Source organism: Methylobacterium sp. yr668 (genome assembly GCF_900116245.1).
In the GTDB taxonomy this organism is placed as follows: domain Bacteria; phylum Pseudomonadota; class Alphaproteobacteria; order Rhizobiales; family Beijerinckiaceae; genus Methylobacterium.
The window spans coordinates 152,580-168,863 of sequence record NZ_FOZY01000007.1 but is presented as its reverse complement, the minus strand read 5'-3'; the positions used below and the strand labels follow the sequence as shown (position 1 = coordinate 168,863).

The 16,284-nt window shown below is 72.4% G+C and carries 14 protein-coding genes; 8 read left to right on the top strand and 6 right to left on the bottom strand.

Annotation, left to right across the window (positions count from 1 at the left end):
• Positions 1-62 precede the first annotated feature (62 nt).
• From BM419_RS11515 to BM419_RS32360, 3 genes are all read right to left on the bottom strand, one after another.
• The gene (locus BM419_RS11515) at positions 63-3,431 is read right to left on the bottom strand and encodes a hypothetical protein (protein ID WP_244540757.1); all 3,369 of its coding nucleotides are present in this window, start codon (positions 3,429-3,431) and stop codon (positions 63-65) included.
• A 188-nt stretch (positions 3,432-3,619) separates the two neighbouring features.
• Positions 3,620-4,309: an invasion associated locus B family protein gene (locus BM419_RS11510; protein WP_091926500.1), complete on the bottom strand. Its 690-nt coding sequence runs from the start codon at positions 4,307-4,309 to the stop codon at positions 3,620-3,622.
• A gap of 102 nt (positions 4,310-4,411) precedes the next feature.
• Entirely contained in the window at positions 4,412-4,588 is a 177-nt protein-coding gene (locus tag BM419_RS32360; protein WP_020090845.1) for a hypothetical protein, read from the bottom strand.
• A gap of 378 nt (positions 4,589-4,966) precedes the next feature.
• Here BM419_RS32360 and BM419_RS11505 point away from each other — a divergent pair, with 378 nt between their 5' ends.
• Positions 4,967-6,412, top strand: a complete 1,446-nt coding sequence (locus tag BM419_RS11505) for a homospermidine synthase (protein WP_091926499.1) — start codon at positions 4,967-4,969, stop codon at positions 6,410-6,412.
• Between the two features lie 181 nt (positions 6,413-6,593).
• On the opposite strand, the gene BM419_RS11500 is transcribed toward BM419_RS11505, so the two are convergent.
• The 3 genes from BM419_RS11500 to BM419_RS11490 all read right to left on the bottom strand — a co-directional run bounded on the left by BM419_RS11500 (position 6,594) and on the right by BM419_RS11490 (position 9,130).
• Positions 6,594-7,487: a transporter gene (locus tag BM419_RS11500; RefSeq protein WP_091926498.1), complete on the bottom strand. Its 894-nt coding sequence runs from the start codon at positions 7,485-7,487 to the stop codon at positions 6,594-6,596.
• Between the two features lie 141 nt (positions 7,488-7,628).
• A complete protein-coding gene (locus BM419_RS11495; protein ID WP_175556301.1) occupies positions 7,629-8,480 on the bottom strand; it encodes a metallophosphoesterase in 852 nt (283 codons plus the stop codon).
• Between the two features lie 44 nt (positions 8,481-8,524).
• A complete protein-coding gene (locus BM419_RS11490) occupies positions 8,525-9,130 on the bottom strand; it encodes a cation efflux transmembrane domain-containing protein (RefSeq protein ID WP_091676268.1) in 606 nt (201 codons plus the stop codon).
• Between the two features lie 189 nt (positions 9,131-9,319).
• Here BM419_RS11490 and croR point away from each other — a divergent pair, with 189 nt between their 5' ends.
• The 7 genes from croR (at position 9,320) to BM419_RS11455 (ending at position 16,283) form a co-directional block, all read left to right on the top strand.
• A complete protein-coding gene (gene croR, locus BM419_RS11485) occupies positions 9,320-9,793 on the top strand; it encodes a 3-hydroxybutyryl-CoA dehydratase (protein ID WP_020090850.1) in 474 nt (157 codons plus the stop codon).
• Position 9,794: 1 nt separating this feature from the next.
• A complete protein-coding gene (locus tag BM419_RS11480; RefSeq protein WP_175556300.1) occupies positions 9,795-10,622 on the top strand; it encodes a TrmH family RNA methyltransferase in 828 nt (275 codons plus the stop codon).
• A 186-nt stretch (positions 10,623-10,808) separates the two neighbouring features.
• On the top strand, positions 10,809-11,810 hold the full coding sequence (locus tag BM419_RS11475; RefSeq protein ID WP_091926496.1) for a helix-turn-helix domain-containing protein: 1,002 nt from the start codon (positions 10,809-10,811) through the stop codon (positions 11,808-11,810).
• A 232-nt stretch (positions 11,811-12,042) separates the two neighbouring features.
• Positions 12,043-13,632: a phytoene desaturase family protein gene (crtI, locus tag BM419_RS11470; protein WP_091926495.1), complete on the top strand. Its 1,590-nt coding sequence runs from the start codon at positions 12,043-12,045 to the stop codon at positions 13,630-13,632.
• A 44-nt stretch (positions 13,633-13,676) separates the two neighbouring features.
• Positions 13,677-14,096, top strand: coding sequence for a DUF2141 domain-containing protein (locus BM419_RS11465; RefSeq protein ID WP_056531417.1), 420 nt, complete (start codon positions 13,677-13,679; stop codon positions 14,094-14,096).
• A 4-nt stretch (positions 14,097-14,100) separates the two neighbouring features.
• Complete coding sequence (locus BM419_RS11460; protein WP_091926494.1) at positions 14,101-15,078, top strand: ABC transporter ATP-binding protein; 978 nt, start codon at positions 14,101-14,103, stop codon at positions 15,076-15,078.
• A complete protein-coding gene (locus BM419_RS11455; RefSeq protein WP_091926493.1) occupies positions 15,075-16,283 on the top strand; it encodes an ABC transporter permease in 1,209 nt (402 codons plus the stop codon). Before BM419_RS11460 ends, BM419_RS11455 begins: the two co-directional genes overlap by 4 nt.
• The last annotated feature ends 1 nt before the right edge of the window (position 16,284 follow it).

Genomic DNA, 16,284 nt, shown 5'->3' with positions numbered 1-16,284 from the left:
CGCCGCGCGGCCCTCCGCGGCCGAGGGCGGCTCGAACGGACGATCGACGACGACCGCCGCGCTCACCCGGGCGGCGCACCGGGTGTCCCGGCGCTGCTCTGCTGCTGTCCGCCCTGGGCACCGGCGGCGGGCGCCTCGCCGCCCGCACCCGGCGCCTCGGGTCGACCGCGCGCGGGCGCGGCGGCATCCGGATAGCGCTTGCGATACTCGGCGAGGAAGGCCGACAGCGTCTGGACCTTCGTGGCGCGCGCCGCGATGTCCCGGAAGCCCGGTGCCCGGGTCGGGTCGGTTCCGGTCAGGAGCGCGAAGGTGCGGGCGTCCGGGCTCGCCGCCATCCCCTCAGAGAATTTCGCCTTCAGCCGCTCCAGGCCCACGGCCTCGTGCGCGAGATCGTAGGCGATCGCGGCGCGCACGATGTCGGCGCGCGCCTGATCGTCCAGCGGCTGGCCGGACTGCCACGTATCGCCCAGCAGGGCCTCGTGGGCCTCCCCGGCCTCGCGCCAGCGGCGCGCGCCCCAGTAGATGTCGGCGCGAAGACGCTCGATATCCGGACCGCTCTCGTCCTCGATCGTTTCCAGCGCGAGGTCGGTGCGGGTCAGGTCCGACAGGGCCCTGGCGCGGACCAGCCCGCGGGCGCGCTTGAGTTCGCCCGGAAGCTCGGGCAGCTCGGTGGCGTCGAGGACCTTCAGGGCCTCCATCGGCTTGTCGTCCATCAGCCGGACCGTCGCGAGGCGCGCCGCCACCGCGGATCGCGCCGGGCCGGTGAGGCGGTTGTCGATCTGGTACTGCAGCAGGTCGGCGGCCGAATCGAGGAGGTCGAGGGTCACGAGGCGGTCGGCCAGACGGCGCACCACCTCGTCGCCGCGCCGCCCGATCGGGCTCAGCTCACGGAAATCGAAGAAGAGCGACACGGCCTCGATCCCGGAGAGCTTGTCGCCCTTGTCGGTGAGGTAGAGGTTCTCGAAGGCCGTCTGCGCGTCCCGCGCCAGCGCCGCGGTCGCTGGGGCGTTCGGCGCGAAGACGTTGGCCCGGCGCACCACCGTGAAAGCGTCGCGCCACCGGCCGGCGGCGAGATAGAGGCGGGCGAGACCGGCGGTGATACCGTCCTCGACCGGGCCCCCGTGCCAGGTCAGGGCGAGCCGCTCCAGCCGCTCGATGGCGGCGTCGGGCGCGAGCTTGCCGGAGGCCTGCGCCAGGAGTGCCCCTCTCAGCGCGGCCTCGACCGAGACCGGGCGGACGGCCGAGTTGTCGAGGCGCGCGTAGGCGTCCAGGGCCGCCTCGGTCTGGCCGGTCGCCTCGGCCACGCGGGCGCGGACCATCGCCAGCCGGTCACGGATCCAGGGCGGCAGGTCGCGCTCGGCCTCGGCGCGCGCGGCAGCGGTCTCGGCATCGCCGTTCTCGATCGCCGATTCGGCGGCCCGGGCCCGGATCGTCTGCGCGACGTCCGCGGGATAGCCGTCGGCCAGCGGCAGCACCTTGAGGAAGCCCGTTTCCGCCGTCTTCCAGTCGCCGGCCCCGGCCGAGGCCATCGCGCGCCACAGGGCGGCCTCGCGATCGTCGCTCAGGAGCGGGACGCTGAGGGCCTTCAGCGCCTCCGCGCTCCGGCCGATCCGCACCAGGGCGATGCCCCGCAGGACGGCGGTATCGCGCTGGATGGCCAGGAGCGGATCGTCGGCGGCCGCGATCTCCAGTGCGGTGAGGCCCTCGTAATCGAGGCCGTTGGCGAGATCCGCGCGGGCCAGCGCCAAGCGGGCCGGACCGCGCTCGGTCGGCGTCGCCGCGACGGCCGCGTCGAAGAGGCCGCGCAGGGTCGCGCGGACATTGCCCATCCTGGCGCGCTCCCAGGGCTCCTTCGCGATCGCGAGGGCCCCCGCATCGACGAGCGCCACGTCCGGCTTGCGCGCCGCCATGGACGCGGCGAGCCCGCCCTCGCGGCCGATCGAGACGCCGTCGAGTTCGGGCCGCACCGCCAGATCGTCGGCGCCGGCGAGCACCGCGAGGCCGTGCCGGCTCGGCAGGATCTCGAAATCGACGAAGCGACGGTTCTTCGGATTGCCGACGGGGCGCTGCGCGGCCGACGTGACCACCGCGATCCGCTCATCGTCGAGGGCGAGCCACGTCGCCGATCCGGGATGCGGCAGCGTCAGGGTGACGGCGATGCGGCCGGACGGATCGGGCTTGCGGACGGGATCGATCGTGTCGCTCGGACTGAGCGCACTGCCCGCCGAGAGTTCCCAGGCCACGCCGGTCCCGGTGGTGACGGCGTTGAGATCGACGAGCCGACCCGGCGGAACCGGGAACCGCACGACCGTGAGCGGCCCCGTCCGGGTGGGTGCGCCCATCGGCGCGAGGCCCTGGCTCGCCGGCGGGACGACCACCGGCTCGGCGGTCTCGAAGGCCAGCGTCGCGATCCCGCCGCGCTCGAACAGGACCGCCGGCGGGAGGGTCTGAAACGGGAAGAGCAAGCCGCCGCCGGCCCGGCGCGTCGGCGGCGGCTCGGGGGGGCGCGGCGCGACCGCCGGCGCAGTGACTGGCGCAGCGACGGGCGCAGTGACTGGCGCACTGGCCTGGGCCGGGCGCGGCGCGACCGGCAGCGGCGGCGCCTGCTTCGCGGCGGCGGGACCCGGCACGTCGACGGCGGTCGCGGCCAGCTCCGGAGGCTTGGGGCGGACCACGTCCACGTACATGGCGCCGTCCTCGCGCTCGGTGCCGATCCTGAACCCGTCCTCGGGCGTGATCAGCAGACTCGCCGAGTTCGCGTCGGTCTCCGTCGCCAGCTTGGCGATTCCGGGGCGCGGACGGCCGCGGGTGCCGCTCGGATCGATCGTCCAGGCGCCGATCACCCGCACGCGCGTCACGGGTCCCTCGGCGGTCACCGTGGAGACGGCCTCCGCGGGGAGGCGCAGCGACAGCCGCGTCAGGGTCGGAAGCAGCGCGAGCTCGAGCGACAGCGCCCGGCGCACCGGCTCCGGCGTGCGCGCCCTGAGCGCCTCCTCGGCCGCCCGGGCCCGGCGGGCGAGGTCGGCAATCACCTCGGCCGGCAGCGGCGGCATGAGGCCGGACCAACCCTCCGGAAGCAGGTCCACGAACACGCGCTCGCCGGCCGACTGGACGTTGGCCCGGTAAGGGCGCTGCAGGGCGAGGCGGAGCCCCGTGCCGTCGGGATCGCGGCGGACGCTGGCGATGAAGGCCGGCATCTCGTCCGTGAGGTGCTCGGGCCCGGGCGCCACCCGCTCGCCGTAGCTCAGGAGCAGGACGCCGCCGGCGAGCTTCGCCTTGACCGCGACCGGCTTGTCGAAGGTGAGCACGATCCGGCCGTAGCCGCCGGCCCCGGTGCCGACCTCGCTGCCCTTGGTGCTGACGAGCCGCGCGGCCAGCGCAGGCGCGATCCCTGCCAGAAGGGCGAGCAGCGCCAGCGCCGCGGTCAGCACCCGCGCGCCGCGTCCTCGACCGTTCCGGGGTCGCCCGCCCACCGATCCCATCGCCTCGCCGATCCGAACCCGGCGCGCGGCACCCGAGGGACCGCGGCGCGCGGCGCCACTTCTCGGCGGGATCCTGCTCGACCGCGGCTAACGCTGGCTTAACCGTAACCGGAAAAGGCCGCGGGCCGCCGCGCGGCTCAGCCGCCGAGGGCGACGGCGCGATCGAAGGCCTGCGAGAAGCCCGTCAGGGGCACCGTGACGGTGGCCGGCTCGGTCCCGCCCGCCTTCTCGCCGGTCACGGTGAGGGCCTTGGCGGTGCGCATGCCGTCGAGGGCGAGCGTCGGGAAGCTGATCGCCACGATGCAGCCCTCGGCGCTGCAGGTCGTGTAGGGGGCGCCCTTGCCGAGGGTCTGCTCGTCGAGCTTGAAGGTCACGCCCGGCTCGATGGCGAGCCCGAAGGGCATCAGCACGATCCCTTCGGCCCGACCGTTCGCGGGCGTCTGCAGTTCGAAGCCGAACTTGCGCCGGCCGGTCCGCGAATCGCCCTGGGACTGGGCCACGATGCAGGTGACCTTGTCGCTCGGGCGCGTGCAGGTCATCGTCCAGTCGCCGTAGCTCTCGCTGACGGTGCTGGCGCCGGCGGGCCACACGGCGTGCGCCGCAGCGGCCGCCGGCGTCGCGGTCTCCTCAGGCTTCGCCGCCTCGGTAGGCTTGACCGCCTTGTGGGGAGCCGGCTTCGGCCGCGGCTTGGGCTTCGGCTTCGCGGGCGCCTCGGCGGCCGGAGCGGCATCGGGTTCGGCATCCTGCGCGCGCGCCGCCAGGTTCGGGACAGCCGCAAGCGACGTCGCGATCAGGCTGAGACGCAGAAGCGCACGAAATGTCGACATGGAATCACGATCCCCCGGAGAGCCATTGGGCGGCAGTGCCGCCTAATGCCCAAGCCGGGGCGACGCAATCGCCGGAGGCGGCGCCGGTGGGTTGCGCGCGTCTCAGAGAGGATTCGGGCCACCGATCGAGCGCGCGAGCGCGCAGCGGCGGGCGAAGGCGCTCTCCGCGCCGACGCGCAGCGTGCGGGCGACCGCGAAGACGAGGGTCAGGAAGCCGGGATCGCGATCGGCGGTCTCGACGGCGGGGCCGGGGATCCGGGCGGTGATGAGCGCGAGCATGACGGACTCCAGGTGCGAGGTCCCGGGCGTTTCCAAGCTCCCCAAGTTTCTGCGGCCCTCTGCGCGACCTTGCTGCATCGCAATATGAGGCCCGCGTCCCGAGCTTGCCACTGGACAGATGATGGGGGACGCATGCGCTGAGTTCATACTCCGCGCGACTTTCGGGTAAGGGGACGTTAACGAAGGGTTCCGCGGGCGCGGTTGACCGGCGACGGGCAAGCCGCCATTGAGCGCGTTTCCGGCGACTCGGACCCTGGACCGCTCCGGCACCGCTCCGGCGGCGCGGGCCTGTCGCCGCACTGTCACACGCGCGCCATAACCCGCCCGCGAGCCAGATGAGCGGACGCGCCCGGCGTCCGCCAGACGAGGATATCCCGCATGACCGACCAGCCGACGCGTCACCCGATCCATGGCCGCATCACCGGCCCCATCGTGATGATCGGCTTCGGCTCGATCGGCCGGGGCACCCTGCCGCTCATCGAGCGCCATTTCGAGTACGACCGCGCCCGCTTCACCGTGATCGACCCGGTCGACACGCATCGGTCCCTCGCCGAGAAGCACGGACTGCGCTTCGAGAAGGTGGCCCTGACGCCGGAGAACTACCGCGACGTGCTCACCCCGCTCCTCACCGAGGGCGGCGGCCAAGGCTTCTGCGTCAACCTGTCGGTCGACACCTCCTCGCGCGCCATCATGGAGCTCTGCCGCGAGCTCGGCGCCCTCTACATCGACACCGTGGCCGAGCCCTGGCCGGGCTTCTACTTCGACAAGACCAAGAGCCAGGGCGACCGCACCAACTACGCGCTCCGCGAGAACATCCTCGACGCCCGCGCGCAGAAGCCCGGCGGCACCACGGCCGTGTCGTGCTGCGGCGCCAATCCCGGCATGGTCTCGTGGTTCGTCAAGCAGGCGCTCCTGAACATCGCCCAGGATACCGGCCTGCAGCGGCCCGAGCCGAAGACCAAGGCCGAGTGGGCCGCCCTGATGAAGGATCTGGGCGTGAAGGGCGTCCACATCGCCGAGCGGGACACGCAGCGCGCCAAGAATCCGAAGCCGCGGGGCGTCTTCGTGAACACGTGGTCGGTCGAGGGCTTCGTCTCCGAGGGCAACCAGCCGGCCGAGCTGGGCTGGGGGACGCACGAGACCTGGAAGCCCGCCAACGCCCGCGAGCAGGAGAAGGGGTCGCGCTGCGCGATCTACCTGCTGCAGCCGGGCGCCGACACGCGGGTGCGCACCTGGGTGCCGACCGCCGGGTCGCAGTTCGGCTTCCTCGTCACCCACAACGAGGCGATCTCCATCTCCGACTACTACACGGTGCGCGAGGGCGATAAGCCGGTCTTCCGGCCGACCTGCCACTACGCCTACCACCCGGCCGACGACGCCGTGCTGTCGCTCCACGAGATGTTCGGCAAGGCGGCGCAGGTGCAGGAGCAGCACCACATCCTCGACGAGACCGAGATCGTCGACGGCATCGACGAGCTCGGCGTGCTCGTCTACGGCCACGCGAAGAACGCCTACTGGTACGGCTCGCAGCTCTCCATCGAGGAGACCCGCCGGGTCGCCCCTTACCAGAACGCCACCGGCCTGCAGGTGACCTCGGCGGTGCTCGCCGGCATGGTCTGGGCCCTGGAGAACCCGGAGGCCGGCATCGTCGAGGCCGACGAGATGGACTTCCGCCGCTGCCTGGAGGTCCAGACCCCGTATCTCGGCCCGGTCGTGGGCGTGTACACGGACTGGACGCCGCTCACCGACCGCCCGGGCCTGTTCCCGGAGGACATCGACACCAGCGATCCCTGGCAGTTCCGCAACGTGCTGGTGCACGGCTGAGGCTTCCGCCGCGCCCCGTCAGTCGGGGCGCGGATCCGCGCCGGATCGGCGGCGCCGTCCTGAACGCACGAAGGGGCCTCCGAGATGCGACGATCTCGGAGGCCCCTTTCGTAAGGCCCCCGCCCGGCTCCGCGGCCTATGCCCGGGATGACACCGGCCCCGACAGTTTCAGCCGGCTCGGCTACTCGGCCTGCCGCCGCGTCACGAGGGTGCGGCCCGGCTCGACTTCGTTCTTGTCCTGATACAGCGGCACGATCGCGCGTAGCCAGCCGCGAACCTCGCGGCCGCCGTAATTGCGCTCGACCACGTCGTGCGTGAGGTAGGCCTGCAGGTTCACGGGCCCGAAATTGTAGCCGACGAGACCGCCCACCGCGATCTGGCCCTGCGGACGGTAGCTCGCCACGCCGGTGGGAAGGTCCGTGGACCCGAAGGCCACCGCGCCGATCTGCCAGGAGCCGAATTTCTTCGTCATGGTCAGGTCGAGGTTCATGTAGTCCGGGTAGAGGGTGCCGCTGGACGAGCGCGTGTCGAGGAAGACGCCGTAGAGCAGGTTCGCCGTGAGGTTCCAGCCCTGGCCGGTATAGCTCAGCGCGAAGCGGTGGGTCAGCGAGGCCGACTGCGTCAGGAACCGCGTCTGGATCGGCAGGTAGCCGCCGAACAGGTAGCTGAAGCCGACATCGCCGCCGAGGTCCCAGGCGAGCTGGGCCGCCAGCAGCTGCTGCCCGACGCCGCTCTGATAGGGTGCCCCCTGGCTGCTCGCCGCCGCGACCGGCTGGGTGAAGAAGAACTGCAGGCGCGCACCCGCGACATCCCAGGGCGTCGCCCACGCGAAGGTCGGCAGGTTGACGTTGGTCGACGAGTCGCGCGGGAGCGTGCCGCGCACGCCGAAGCTCGACAGGTTCACGAAATACAGGCCGACCGGCAGCTGGTCGCCCACCGGCAGGCCGACCGTCTGTCCCGGCTGCGCCGCGGACGCCGCCCGCGCGGTCGTGGCCGTCGACGCGGCGGCGATCGGGGCCGAGACGGCAAGAGCCGCCGCCGCGACCCAACGTGACGTCAGGCTAAATCCGGCCATGAAAACCCCGAACCTGAGCCCCGTCATTCGGGGCCGATCAGGGTTTGACGAGCGTTCACTCCGACAGCATCCCGCCGTTACGGCCAAGCCGTGCGCGATCGCACGGCGTCGACAGACCGTTCTCTTGGCGAGGGGACTAAATCACCGCTCCTCGACTTCGACGACGAAGTCGCCGCGGTAGGTCGTGCCCTCCACCGGGTTCGAGATCCAGCGGCAACGGCCGATCCGCAGGTCGTGGCCGGCGTGGAAATGCCCGGAGATCCAAAGCTCCGGCCGCTCGGCCTCCGCGAGGTCGTCGAGGGCCGTGCTGGCGTAGAAGGCCGGCACCCACCAGGGGACGCCGGGCGCGTCCCGGAAGCGGTCGGCCGCGAGCGGGCTCGCCGGGTGATGGGTCACCACCACGGTCGGTCCGTCGTGCGGGGTCCGGAGCGCCGCGTGCAGGGCCGCCCGCTCGATCCGGTGTTCCGCCATCGCGTCCGCCGGCTGCCAGGGGCTGCCGTCGGCCTTGCGGATCGATCCGAGATACTCCCGCGAGCCCGTCACCGGGTCGGTCATGCGCGACGCCGCGTAGGCCACCGGATCGTCGGGCCGGTTCGGCGCGTCCGGTGCGAGCCAGCGCCCCGCGAGGGTCCAGTCGCTCCACAGGGTGGTGCCGACGAAGCGGACACCATCGATGACGCAACTCCGCGCGTGCTGGAGCAGGTGAATCCGCGCGCCGAGCCCGTTGAGGCGGCCGACCTCGGCCTCGAGGGCGGCGATCAGCTCCGGCGCGGTCCGCCGGTCCCCGGTCGGCGCGTAGCGCTCGTGGTTGCCCGGCACCAGCACGATCGGCCGTCCCTGCGCGAGGTGCAGCAGCGCCGCGAGCCCCCGCTCGGGATGTCCCTCGTGGAGGTCGCCCGGGCAGGCGAGCAGGTCGAACGGCTCTGCGGGCGGCGCGATCCGGTCGAGGCGGCGCCGCTCCAGGTGCAGGTCCGAGATGGGGAAGATGCGCATGATGGTCGCTGCCGTGTCGCCGTTTGGGGGCCGCCCGAGGACCGCTACCGCGCGGCTCTGCGCTCGGCCGCGGCTGCCTTGAGGATGTCGGCGGCCGAGTCGGCGTTGAGGATCGCGATCCCGGCCGCCACGACGAGGTCCGGCCAGGGGGACGGGTGGAGGGCCGTCACCAGACCGGCGGCGATGATCGCCAGGTTGGCGACGGCGTCGTTGCGCGCCGAGAGGTAGGCCGCCCGGGTCAGGCTGCCCGAGCCGGAGCGGTGCCGGGCGAGCATGAGCGCGCAGGTGAGGTTCACGGCGAGCGCGCCGAGCCCCGCGAGGGTCAGGGGCAGTGCCGCGGGGGCGGTGAAATCAGCGATCTTGCCGTAGGCCGCCCAGGCCCCCGCCAGCGCCGGCAGGAGCAGGATCCCCGCCATGGCGGTGCCGAGCCGGGCGCGGTTGCGCGCGCTCCAGCCGAGGCCCGCGAAGATCAGCAGGTTGATCGCCGCGTCCTCGAGGAAATCGAGGCTGTCGGCGATCAGCGCCACCGAGCCGATGGCGAGCGCCACCGCGATCTCGATGCCGAAATAGCCGAGGTTGAGCGCCGCCACGCGGGCGACGACCGGGCGGAGGGCGGGCGGCGCGGGCCGGGGCGCATCATCGGCGATCACGGGACGCCTCTTCGCCGACGCGCGCGGCGCTGTCGAGCCGCTGTTGAGAAAAGCCTGTCCCCGGCTCAAGAAAGTTCGAGGCCGTTACGCCTTTGTCCGGGTGGATTCGCCGCCGGGATCGTGCGACGCCGTTGCCGGAGCCGGCTGCACAAGACGAATGACCGGCCGGAACCGGAGGTCTGCCGCGTCATGCTGCCCGAACTGCGCGTGCTCTATTTCGAGGATCTCGAGGTCGGCCTGTCGGAGACCCTCTCGAAGACCATCGCCTCCTCGGACGTGGTGGGCTTCGCCGAGATCACCGGCGACCGCAACCCGATCCACCTGTCCGAGCACTTCGCCGCGCGCACGCCGTTCGGCACACGCATCGCCCACGGCCTCTACACGGCCGGGCTGATCTCGGCGGTGCTCGGCACCCGCCTGCCGGGGCCCGGCGCCGTCTACATCTCCCAGACCCTGAACTTCCGCGCCCCGGTGCGGATCGGCGACGTCGTCGACGTCACCGTGACGGTGGCCGAACTCATGCCTGAGCGGCGGCGCGCGCGCCTCGCCTGCAAGTGCTCGGTGGGCGGTGAGACAGTCCTCGACGGCGAGGCCCTGGTGAAGGTGCCGACCAAGGCTGAGGCCGACCCGCTGGCGAACCGCTCCGACCGGTCCCAGGGCTGAGGTGACTCCGGTCCCGGAGCTCCTCGCCGACCCGGACGATCCCCGCCTCGAGCCCTATACCCGGATGCGCGAGCGTGACCTCGTGGGCCGCGCCGGGCGCTTCATCGTCGAGGGCGAGGTGACCCTGCGGCTCCTCCTCAGCCGCCGCAGCCGCTTCCGCGCCGAATCGATCCTCCTCGCGCCTGAGCGCTGGCCCGGACTCGCCGCCGAAATCGCCGCCGCCGCGGAGCCGCCGCCCGTGTTCGGCGCCTCGAAGGCGGTGATGAGCGCCGTGACGGGCTTCCCGATCCACCGCGGGGTCCTCGCGGTCGGTCTGCGCGGGCCGGAGCCCGGCGCGGCCGACCTCGTACCGCCGCCGCCCGCCCCCGCCCTCGTGGTCGGCCTCGCGGGCCTGACCAATCACGACAATGTCGGCGCCGCCTTCCGCAACGCGGCGGCCTTCGGGGCCGACGCCGTGCTCCTCGACGGGGCGAGCTGCGACCCGCTCTACCGCAAGAGCATCCGCGTCTCCGCAGGGGCCGCCCTGATCCAGCCTTTCGCGCGGCTGCCGGAAGGGCAGGACTGGCTGCGGCTCGCCGAAACCCTCGATCTCCAGCCGCTGGCCTTCAGCCCGGGGGCGACCGAAACTCTGGACACGCTCGACGTCCCGGCGCGCGCGCTCCTGATCCTCGGCACCGAGGGACCCGGCCTCGATGCGGCGACGCTGGCCCGGTCGCGTCCGATCCGGATCCCGATGGCCGCCGGCTTCGACTCGCTCAACGTCGCCACCGCGGCGGGCGTCGCCCTCTACACCATCGCGCACGGCCAGGGGCGCCTCGGCAGGACGTGAACGCGCCGCGACGACAGCTCCCTTCGCCCGGGCCGGCCGTTTCCTGAACTCAGTATTCTCCGCGCGGACGCCGCCGAATAGGGCCGGCACACAATCGTCCGCCTGCAACACATGGACATCTCGACGCCGCGCGCGGGTGTGCGCAAGCTGAGATCTCAAGACCGTCACGACGCCGCGCCGGATCGCATGTCGAGTCTCCCGACGCTTCACTTCAACACCGATCCCCTCGAACCCGCGCAGGCCTTCGCCGCCTGGCGCGATCTGATGGCACCCATCGTTCGGATCGAGCAGATCAAAGGGGCTCCGGTGCCGCGCGGGAACCTGTCCTGCACGGTTCTGGGGGATATCCTCGCCAGCCGGATGGTCTTCTCGGCCCAGCACATGGTCCGCGATCGCCGCCACGCCGCGGCGACGCCGGATCACTTCACGTTCATGCTCTACGTGTCGGGTGGCCTGTCCGGGGACGTCGCGGGCAGCCCGGTGGTGCAGCAGCGCAATCGGATCATGGCCGCCAATATGGGCCGGGAACTCGATGCCCGCGGGGTGAGCTCCAGCGCGATCGGGCTGACCATCCCGCGGCGCCTGCTGGCCGACTGCGCGGTCGAGCGGATCCCGATCTTCCTCGACAGGGAGCGGAACCGTCTGCTCGTCGCCCGGCTGCACGCCCTGTACCGCCGGCTGCCGACGGCCACCGCCGACGACGAGCCGGCGATCGCGGGTGAGTTGACCGGTTTCGTCCGCCGCCTGTTCGATCCGTCCGCGGCCTCGGACGTGCTGCAGGGCCCGGAATTGGATGCCGGCTTCGTCGCCCTCGTCGAGCACCTGATGGATCTCCACCTAGCCTCGCCCGACCTATCGCCGGACCGCCTCGCCGACGGGGTGGGCGTCTCGCGGACCGTGCTGTACCGCGCCTTCCAGAACGTCGGCGGCGTCATGCACCGCGTCTGGGAGAAGCGGTTGGAGGCGATCCGGATCGCCCTCGAGGATCCGCTCGAGACGCGGGCGCTCGTGCGCCTGGCGAGCGAGCACGGCTTCAAGGATCCCGCCCACCTGAGCCGCGCCTTCCGCGCTCGATTCGGGGTGACGCCGCGGGAATGGCGCCAGACGCGGAGGCCCCACGGCACCCGGACGTTCGAGCGGACGCCCGCCCAGGCCCACGCCTGGTACGAGCGTCTGGGCCAGCGCTGACGCGCCCGCTCCACCGAGGACGGCCCGACACGCGATCCGGCGCTGGCGAGGCCGCCGGTGAGGCCACGGGCGGTCCGCGACGCGGCTCGCGTCCAGAAACCTTGCGGATGTGTATCCACCGTATGATCGTATACAGCGTTGTGCGCGCGACAAACGGCTGCAATTGCCGCGCGATGATGCGAAGCTAGCTTGGCCGGACGGGGTATCGGGATTCTGTGAGGAGTCGGGGACGTTGCTTCAGTCTGGGGATGGGTTGCGGGCGCTGACCGGACGCCGGGTGGCCGTGGTCGGGGCCGGACCGGGCGGACTGGCCGCCGCCCTACTGCTCGCGCGGGCCGGGATCCACGTCACCATCTTCGAGAAGGACCCGCAGGTCGGGGGTCGGACGAAGACCGTCGAGGCTCCCGGCGGTTACCGGTTCGATATCGGCCCGACGTTCTTCCTCTATCCACAGATTCTTGCGGATATTTTCGCGAGCTGCGGCGAACGGCTGGAAGACCACGTCAAGCTCGAGCGGCTCGACCCGCAGTACCACCTCGTGTTCGAGGGCGCGGAGGGGATCTCGGGAACGATCCGCGCGACCGGCGACGTCGAGCGCCTGGAGCGCGAGGTCGCCCGCCTCGCGCCGGACGACGCCAAGAACGTCAAGGCCTTCTTCTCCGAGAACCGGACCAAGCTGAACTACTTCAAGCCGGTTCTGGAACAGGCCTTCCACACCCTGCGCAGCATGGCGAGCCCGGCCATGCTGGCCGCCCTGCCCTACCTGCATCCGGGCCGGAGCGTGGACCGAGACCTCAAGCGCCACTTCGCCGACCCGCGGGTGCGCCTCGCCTTCTCGTTTCAGACCAAGTACCTCGGCATGTCGCCGTTCCGGTGCCCGAGCCTGTTCACCATCCTGTCGTTCCTCGAATACGAGCACGGGGTCTATCACCCGGTGGGCGGCTGCGGCGCCGTCTCCGAGGCGATGGCGGGCTTGGCCGGCCGCATGGGCGTGGACCTCCGGCTCAACAGCAACGTCGAGGAGGTGCTGTTCGACGGCAAGCGCGCCACCGGCTTGGTAGCGGACGGCGAGACTTTCAACGCCGACGCGGTGCTGATCAACGGTGACTTCGCGAAGGTCGTGCGCGCCCTCGTCCCGGAGCGGCACCGGCCGCGCTGGCGCGACGCCAAAATCCGGAAGGCTCGGCTCTCCTGCTCGACCTTCATGCTGTATCTCGGCCTCGAGGGGAAAATGCCCGACAGCCTCGGGCATCATACGATCCTCCTGGCCGACGGCTACGAGAAGAACATCCGCGAGATCACGGAGGGCACGCTGCCGATGCAGCCGTCCCTGTACGTGCAGCACGCGGGCTACACGGATGGCGGGATGGCGCCGCCCGGACACACAGCCCTCTACGTGCTGGTGCCGGTGCCCAACCTGAAGGCGGGGATCGACTGGGCGGCGATGCGGGAGACCTACCGCGCCCTGATCCTGGAACGGCTGAAGCTCCTCGGAATCGACGATCTCGAGTCCCGCATCCGTTACGAGCGGATCATCGACCCGACCCAGTGGGAGGAGGATTTCGCCGTCCACGAAGGCGCCACCTTCAACCTCGCCCACGACCTGATGCAGATGCTGTATTTCCGGCCGCACAATCGTTTCGGACCGGGGCTCTACATCGTCGGTGGCGGCACCCATCCGGGCTCCGGCCTGCCGGTGATCTACGAGGGAGCCCGCATCTCGGCCCGGCTGCTGATCGAGGAGCTTGCCGGTGCCCGCGCCGCCGCCGCGGCCGGCATCCCCGACACCGCCCCGCTGGCCACCTCCAGCGAGGCCTCGTGAGCGCGGCGACCGACCGGAGCCTTCTCCGGAGGCCGAGAGGACGCGTGACGGTTGCCGTGGCGGCCTGGTTCTGCGCCGCGGCCGTGCCGGCATGGGCCGCCGCCGTCCAGGTCGAGGTCGATGGCATCGAGCCCGGGGGCGGCCAGGTGCGCGTCGCGCTCTGTCAGGGCGGTCTCTCGGAGACGTCGTGTCTCCGGGGGGACGACGCGCCGGCCACCGCCGACCGGGCGCGGTTCACCTTCCGGGATGTCCCGCCGGGAACCTACGCGGTGGCGGCCTACCAGGACGCCAACGGCAACGGGCGCCTCGACCGCACCGGCCTCGGCCTGCCGCTCGAGCCCTACGGCTTCTCGGGGGCCGTCGGGCGGCGGGCGCGACCCGACTTCGCCGAGGCGGCCTTCGCCCTTCGGGAGCCCGGCGCCGCCGTACGGGTGCGCCTCGGCCGTGCCCTGCCGGGTCGGTGAACCGATGGACGCCCCCCTCGTCCGGCTCGCGGGCGTCGGCCTCGACCTCCGCGGCCGACGGGTGCTGGATCAGGTCGATCTCGACCTCGGCACTGGCGACACCTTGGCGCTGCTCGGACCGAACGGGGCCGGCAAGTCCTCGCTGATGCGCCTCGTGGCGGGGCGCCTCGCCCCAAGTGGGGGATCGGTGCGCGTGGCCGGAGCGGACCCGTACCGCGCGGGACAGGCCCGCCGCGCCATCGGATGGGTGCCGCAGGAGATCGCCCTCTACCCGCGGCTGACGGTGTCGGAAAATCTCGGCGTGTTCGGGCAGCTGGCGGGGGTTTCCCGCCGCGACCGGAAGGCGGCCGTGGAAGCCGCCCTGGCCATGGCCGACATCGGGGACGTGGCTCGGCGCCCGGTCGGCGTCCTGTCGGGCGGGTACCGGCGCCGGGTGAACATCGCCGCGAGCCTGATGAACCGGCCCCGGCTGGTGCTCCTCGACGAGCCGACCAGCGGCGTCGACCTCGCCGCGCGGGCCGCGATCCACGCGGTGCTCGACCGCCTGAAGGCCGCCGGCACCGCGATCCTGATTGCCACCCACGATTTCGCCGAGGCGGAACGCCTCGCCTCCCGGGTCGCGTTCCTGGCCCAGGGCCGGGTCGTGCGTGCCGGCCCTCTCGCCGACCTGCTCGCGCAGTTGCGCACGGGCGCGCCCGAGCGGGAGCTGAGCCTCACCGGCCCGGTGACGGGACAGGCAGAGGGCGTGCTGCGCCGGGCCGGCTTCGTGCCCGCCGAGGCTGGCGGCCTCGTCTGGCGATCGGTCGAACGGGCCGGCCTCGACGGCGCGGCACTGCTCGGCGCCCTGCGCGCCCAGAACGTTCCGGTGGCCGAGATCCGGGTGCGGGCGCCGCGGCTGGAGACGCTCTATCTCGACGCCCTCCGCCCGCGGGAACTGACGGATCCCGAAGCCACCCCGCTCCGGGTCGGGGCCGCCGGATGATCGCTGCCGCCTTCCGGGTGATGCTCCTGACCCTCCTGCGCGACCGGGCCGCGCTGGTGATGGCTTTCGTGCTGCCGACCGTGATCTTCTCGATCTTCGCGGCGATCTTCTCCGGGGCGATCGGCGACCGGATCCGCATCCATCTCGGCTTGGCCGACCTCGTCCACACCGCGGCGACACAGCGCCTCGCCGACGCGCTCGCGGCCGATCCCTCGCTCCGCGTGACGCGGCTGCCCGCGACCGACATCGACGCCGTGGCGCAGGCGGTGCGGGCCGGCGAGGTCGACGTAGCGCTGGTCCTGCGCGGAGACCTGATCGCCGCCCCTGCTGAGGCCGCGCCCGGTTCCGCGGACCAGCCGGTGGTGCTGGTCGAGAACCCCGCCAAGGCGCTGGCGACACCGATCGCCCTCGGCCAGCTCCAGCGGGTCCTGAACGAGGCGCTGCCCGACGTGGTCCTGTCGCGGGTCGTCGCCGACGTCGAGCGCACGGGCAAGATCGGTCCAGACGAGCGCCGATTCCTCGACGAGGCCTTCGCCGAGCAGCGTGCCAAGAAGGAACCGTTCAGCTTCGCCTCCCTGGTGGAGCGCCGCAGCACCGCGTCCGGGACCGCCAATGCCCGGGTGAGCTACTACGCCGGCGCGATCACCGCGGTGTTCCTGCTCTTCGCCGCCATGCAGGGCGCCATGTCCCTGGTCGAGGAGCGCGAGACGGGCCTCACCGAGCGGCTGATGGCCGGGCCGGGTGGATTGCCCGTCGTGGTGCTCGGTAAGTTCGCCTTCCTGACGCTGCAGGGGCTCGTCCAGGCCGGACTGATCTTCCTGGCCGCCGCGCTTCTCTACGGCGTCGAGATCGGTCCGCACTGGCCGGCCTTCCTGGCCGCCTGCCTGCTGGTCTCCGCGATGGCGGCCGGTCTGGCGCTCGCGGCCTGCGCGCTCGCGGCCTCGCGCCAGCAGGCGCATCTCGCCTCGACCTTCGGGGTGCTGCTGCTCTCGGCGGTCGGAGGCTCGATGGTCCCGCGGTTCCTGATGCCGCCCTGGCTGCAGCAGGCCGGATGGCTCACCCCGAACGCCTGGGCGATCGAGGCCTACCAGAGCGCCCTGGGCGAGGGCTTCTCCGCCGCGGCCCCGGCCCTGGGCGTCCTGGCGGCGCTGACCCTGGCCGGTCTCGCGTTCGCCCTCGCGCTGGCGGCGCGGCGGACGGCCTAGG

What these genes read in the sequence shown, in the direction of transcription:
- BM419_RS11510 (WP_091926500.1), bottom strand. Translation starts at nt 4,309, where the DNA reads ATGTCGACATTTCGTGCGCTTCTGCGTCTCAGCCTGATCGCGACGTCG.
- BM419_RS32360 (WP_020090845.1), bottom strand. Translation starts at nt 4,588, where the DNA reads ATGCTCGCGCTCATCACCGCCCGGATCCCCGGCCCCGCCGTCGAGACC.
- BM419_RS11505 (WP_091926499.1), top strand. Translation starts at nt 4,967, where the DNA reads ATGACCGACCAGCCGACGCGTCACCCGATCCATGGCCGCATCACCGGC.
- BM419_RS11500 (WP_091926498.1), bottom strand. Translation starts at nt 7,487, where the DNA reads ATGGCCGGATTTAGCCTGACGTCACGTTGGGTCGCGGCGGCGGCTCTT.
- BM419_RS11495 (WP_175556301.1), bottom strand. Translation starts at nt 8,480, where the DNA reads ATGCGCATCTTCCCCATCTCGGACCTGCACCTGGAGCGGCGCCGCCTC.
- croR (WP_020090850.1), top strand. Translation starts at nt 9,320, where the DNA reads ATGCTGCCCGAACTGCGCGTGCTCTATTTCGAGGATCTCGAGGTCGGC.
- BM419_RS11475 (WP_091926496.1), top strand. Translation starts at nt 10,809, where the DNA reads ATGTCGAGTCTCCCGACGCTTCACTTCAACACCGATCCCCTCGAACCC.
- BM419_RS11460 (WP_091926494.1), top strand. Translation starts at nt 14,101, where the DNA reads ATGGACGCCCCCCTCGTCCGGCTCGCGGGCGTCGGCCTCGACCTCCGC.
- BM419_RS11455 (WP_091926493.1), top strand. Translation starts at nt 15,075, where the DNA reads ATGATCGCTGCCGCCTTCCGGGTGATGCTCCTGACCCTCCTGCGCGAC.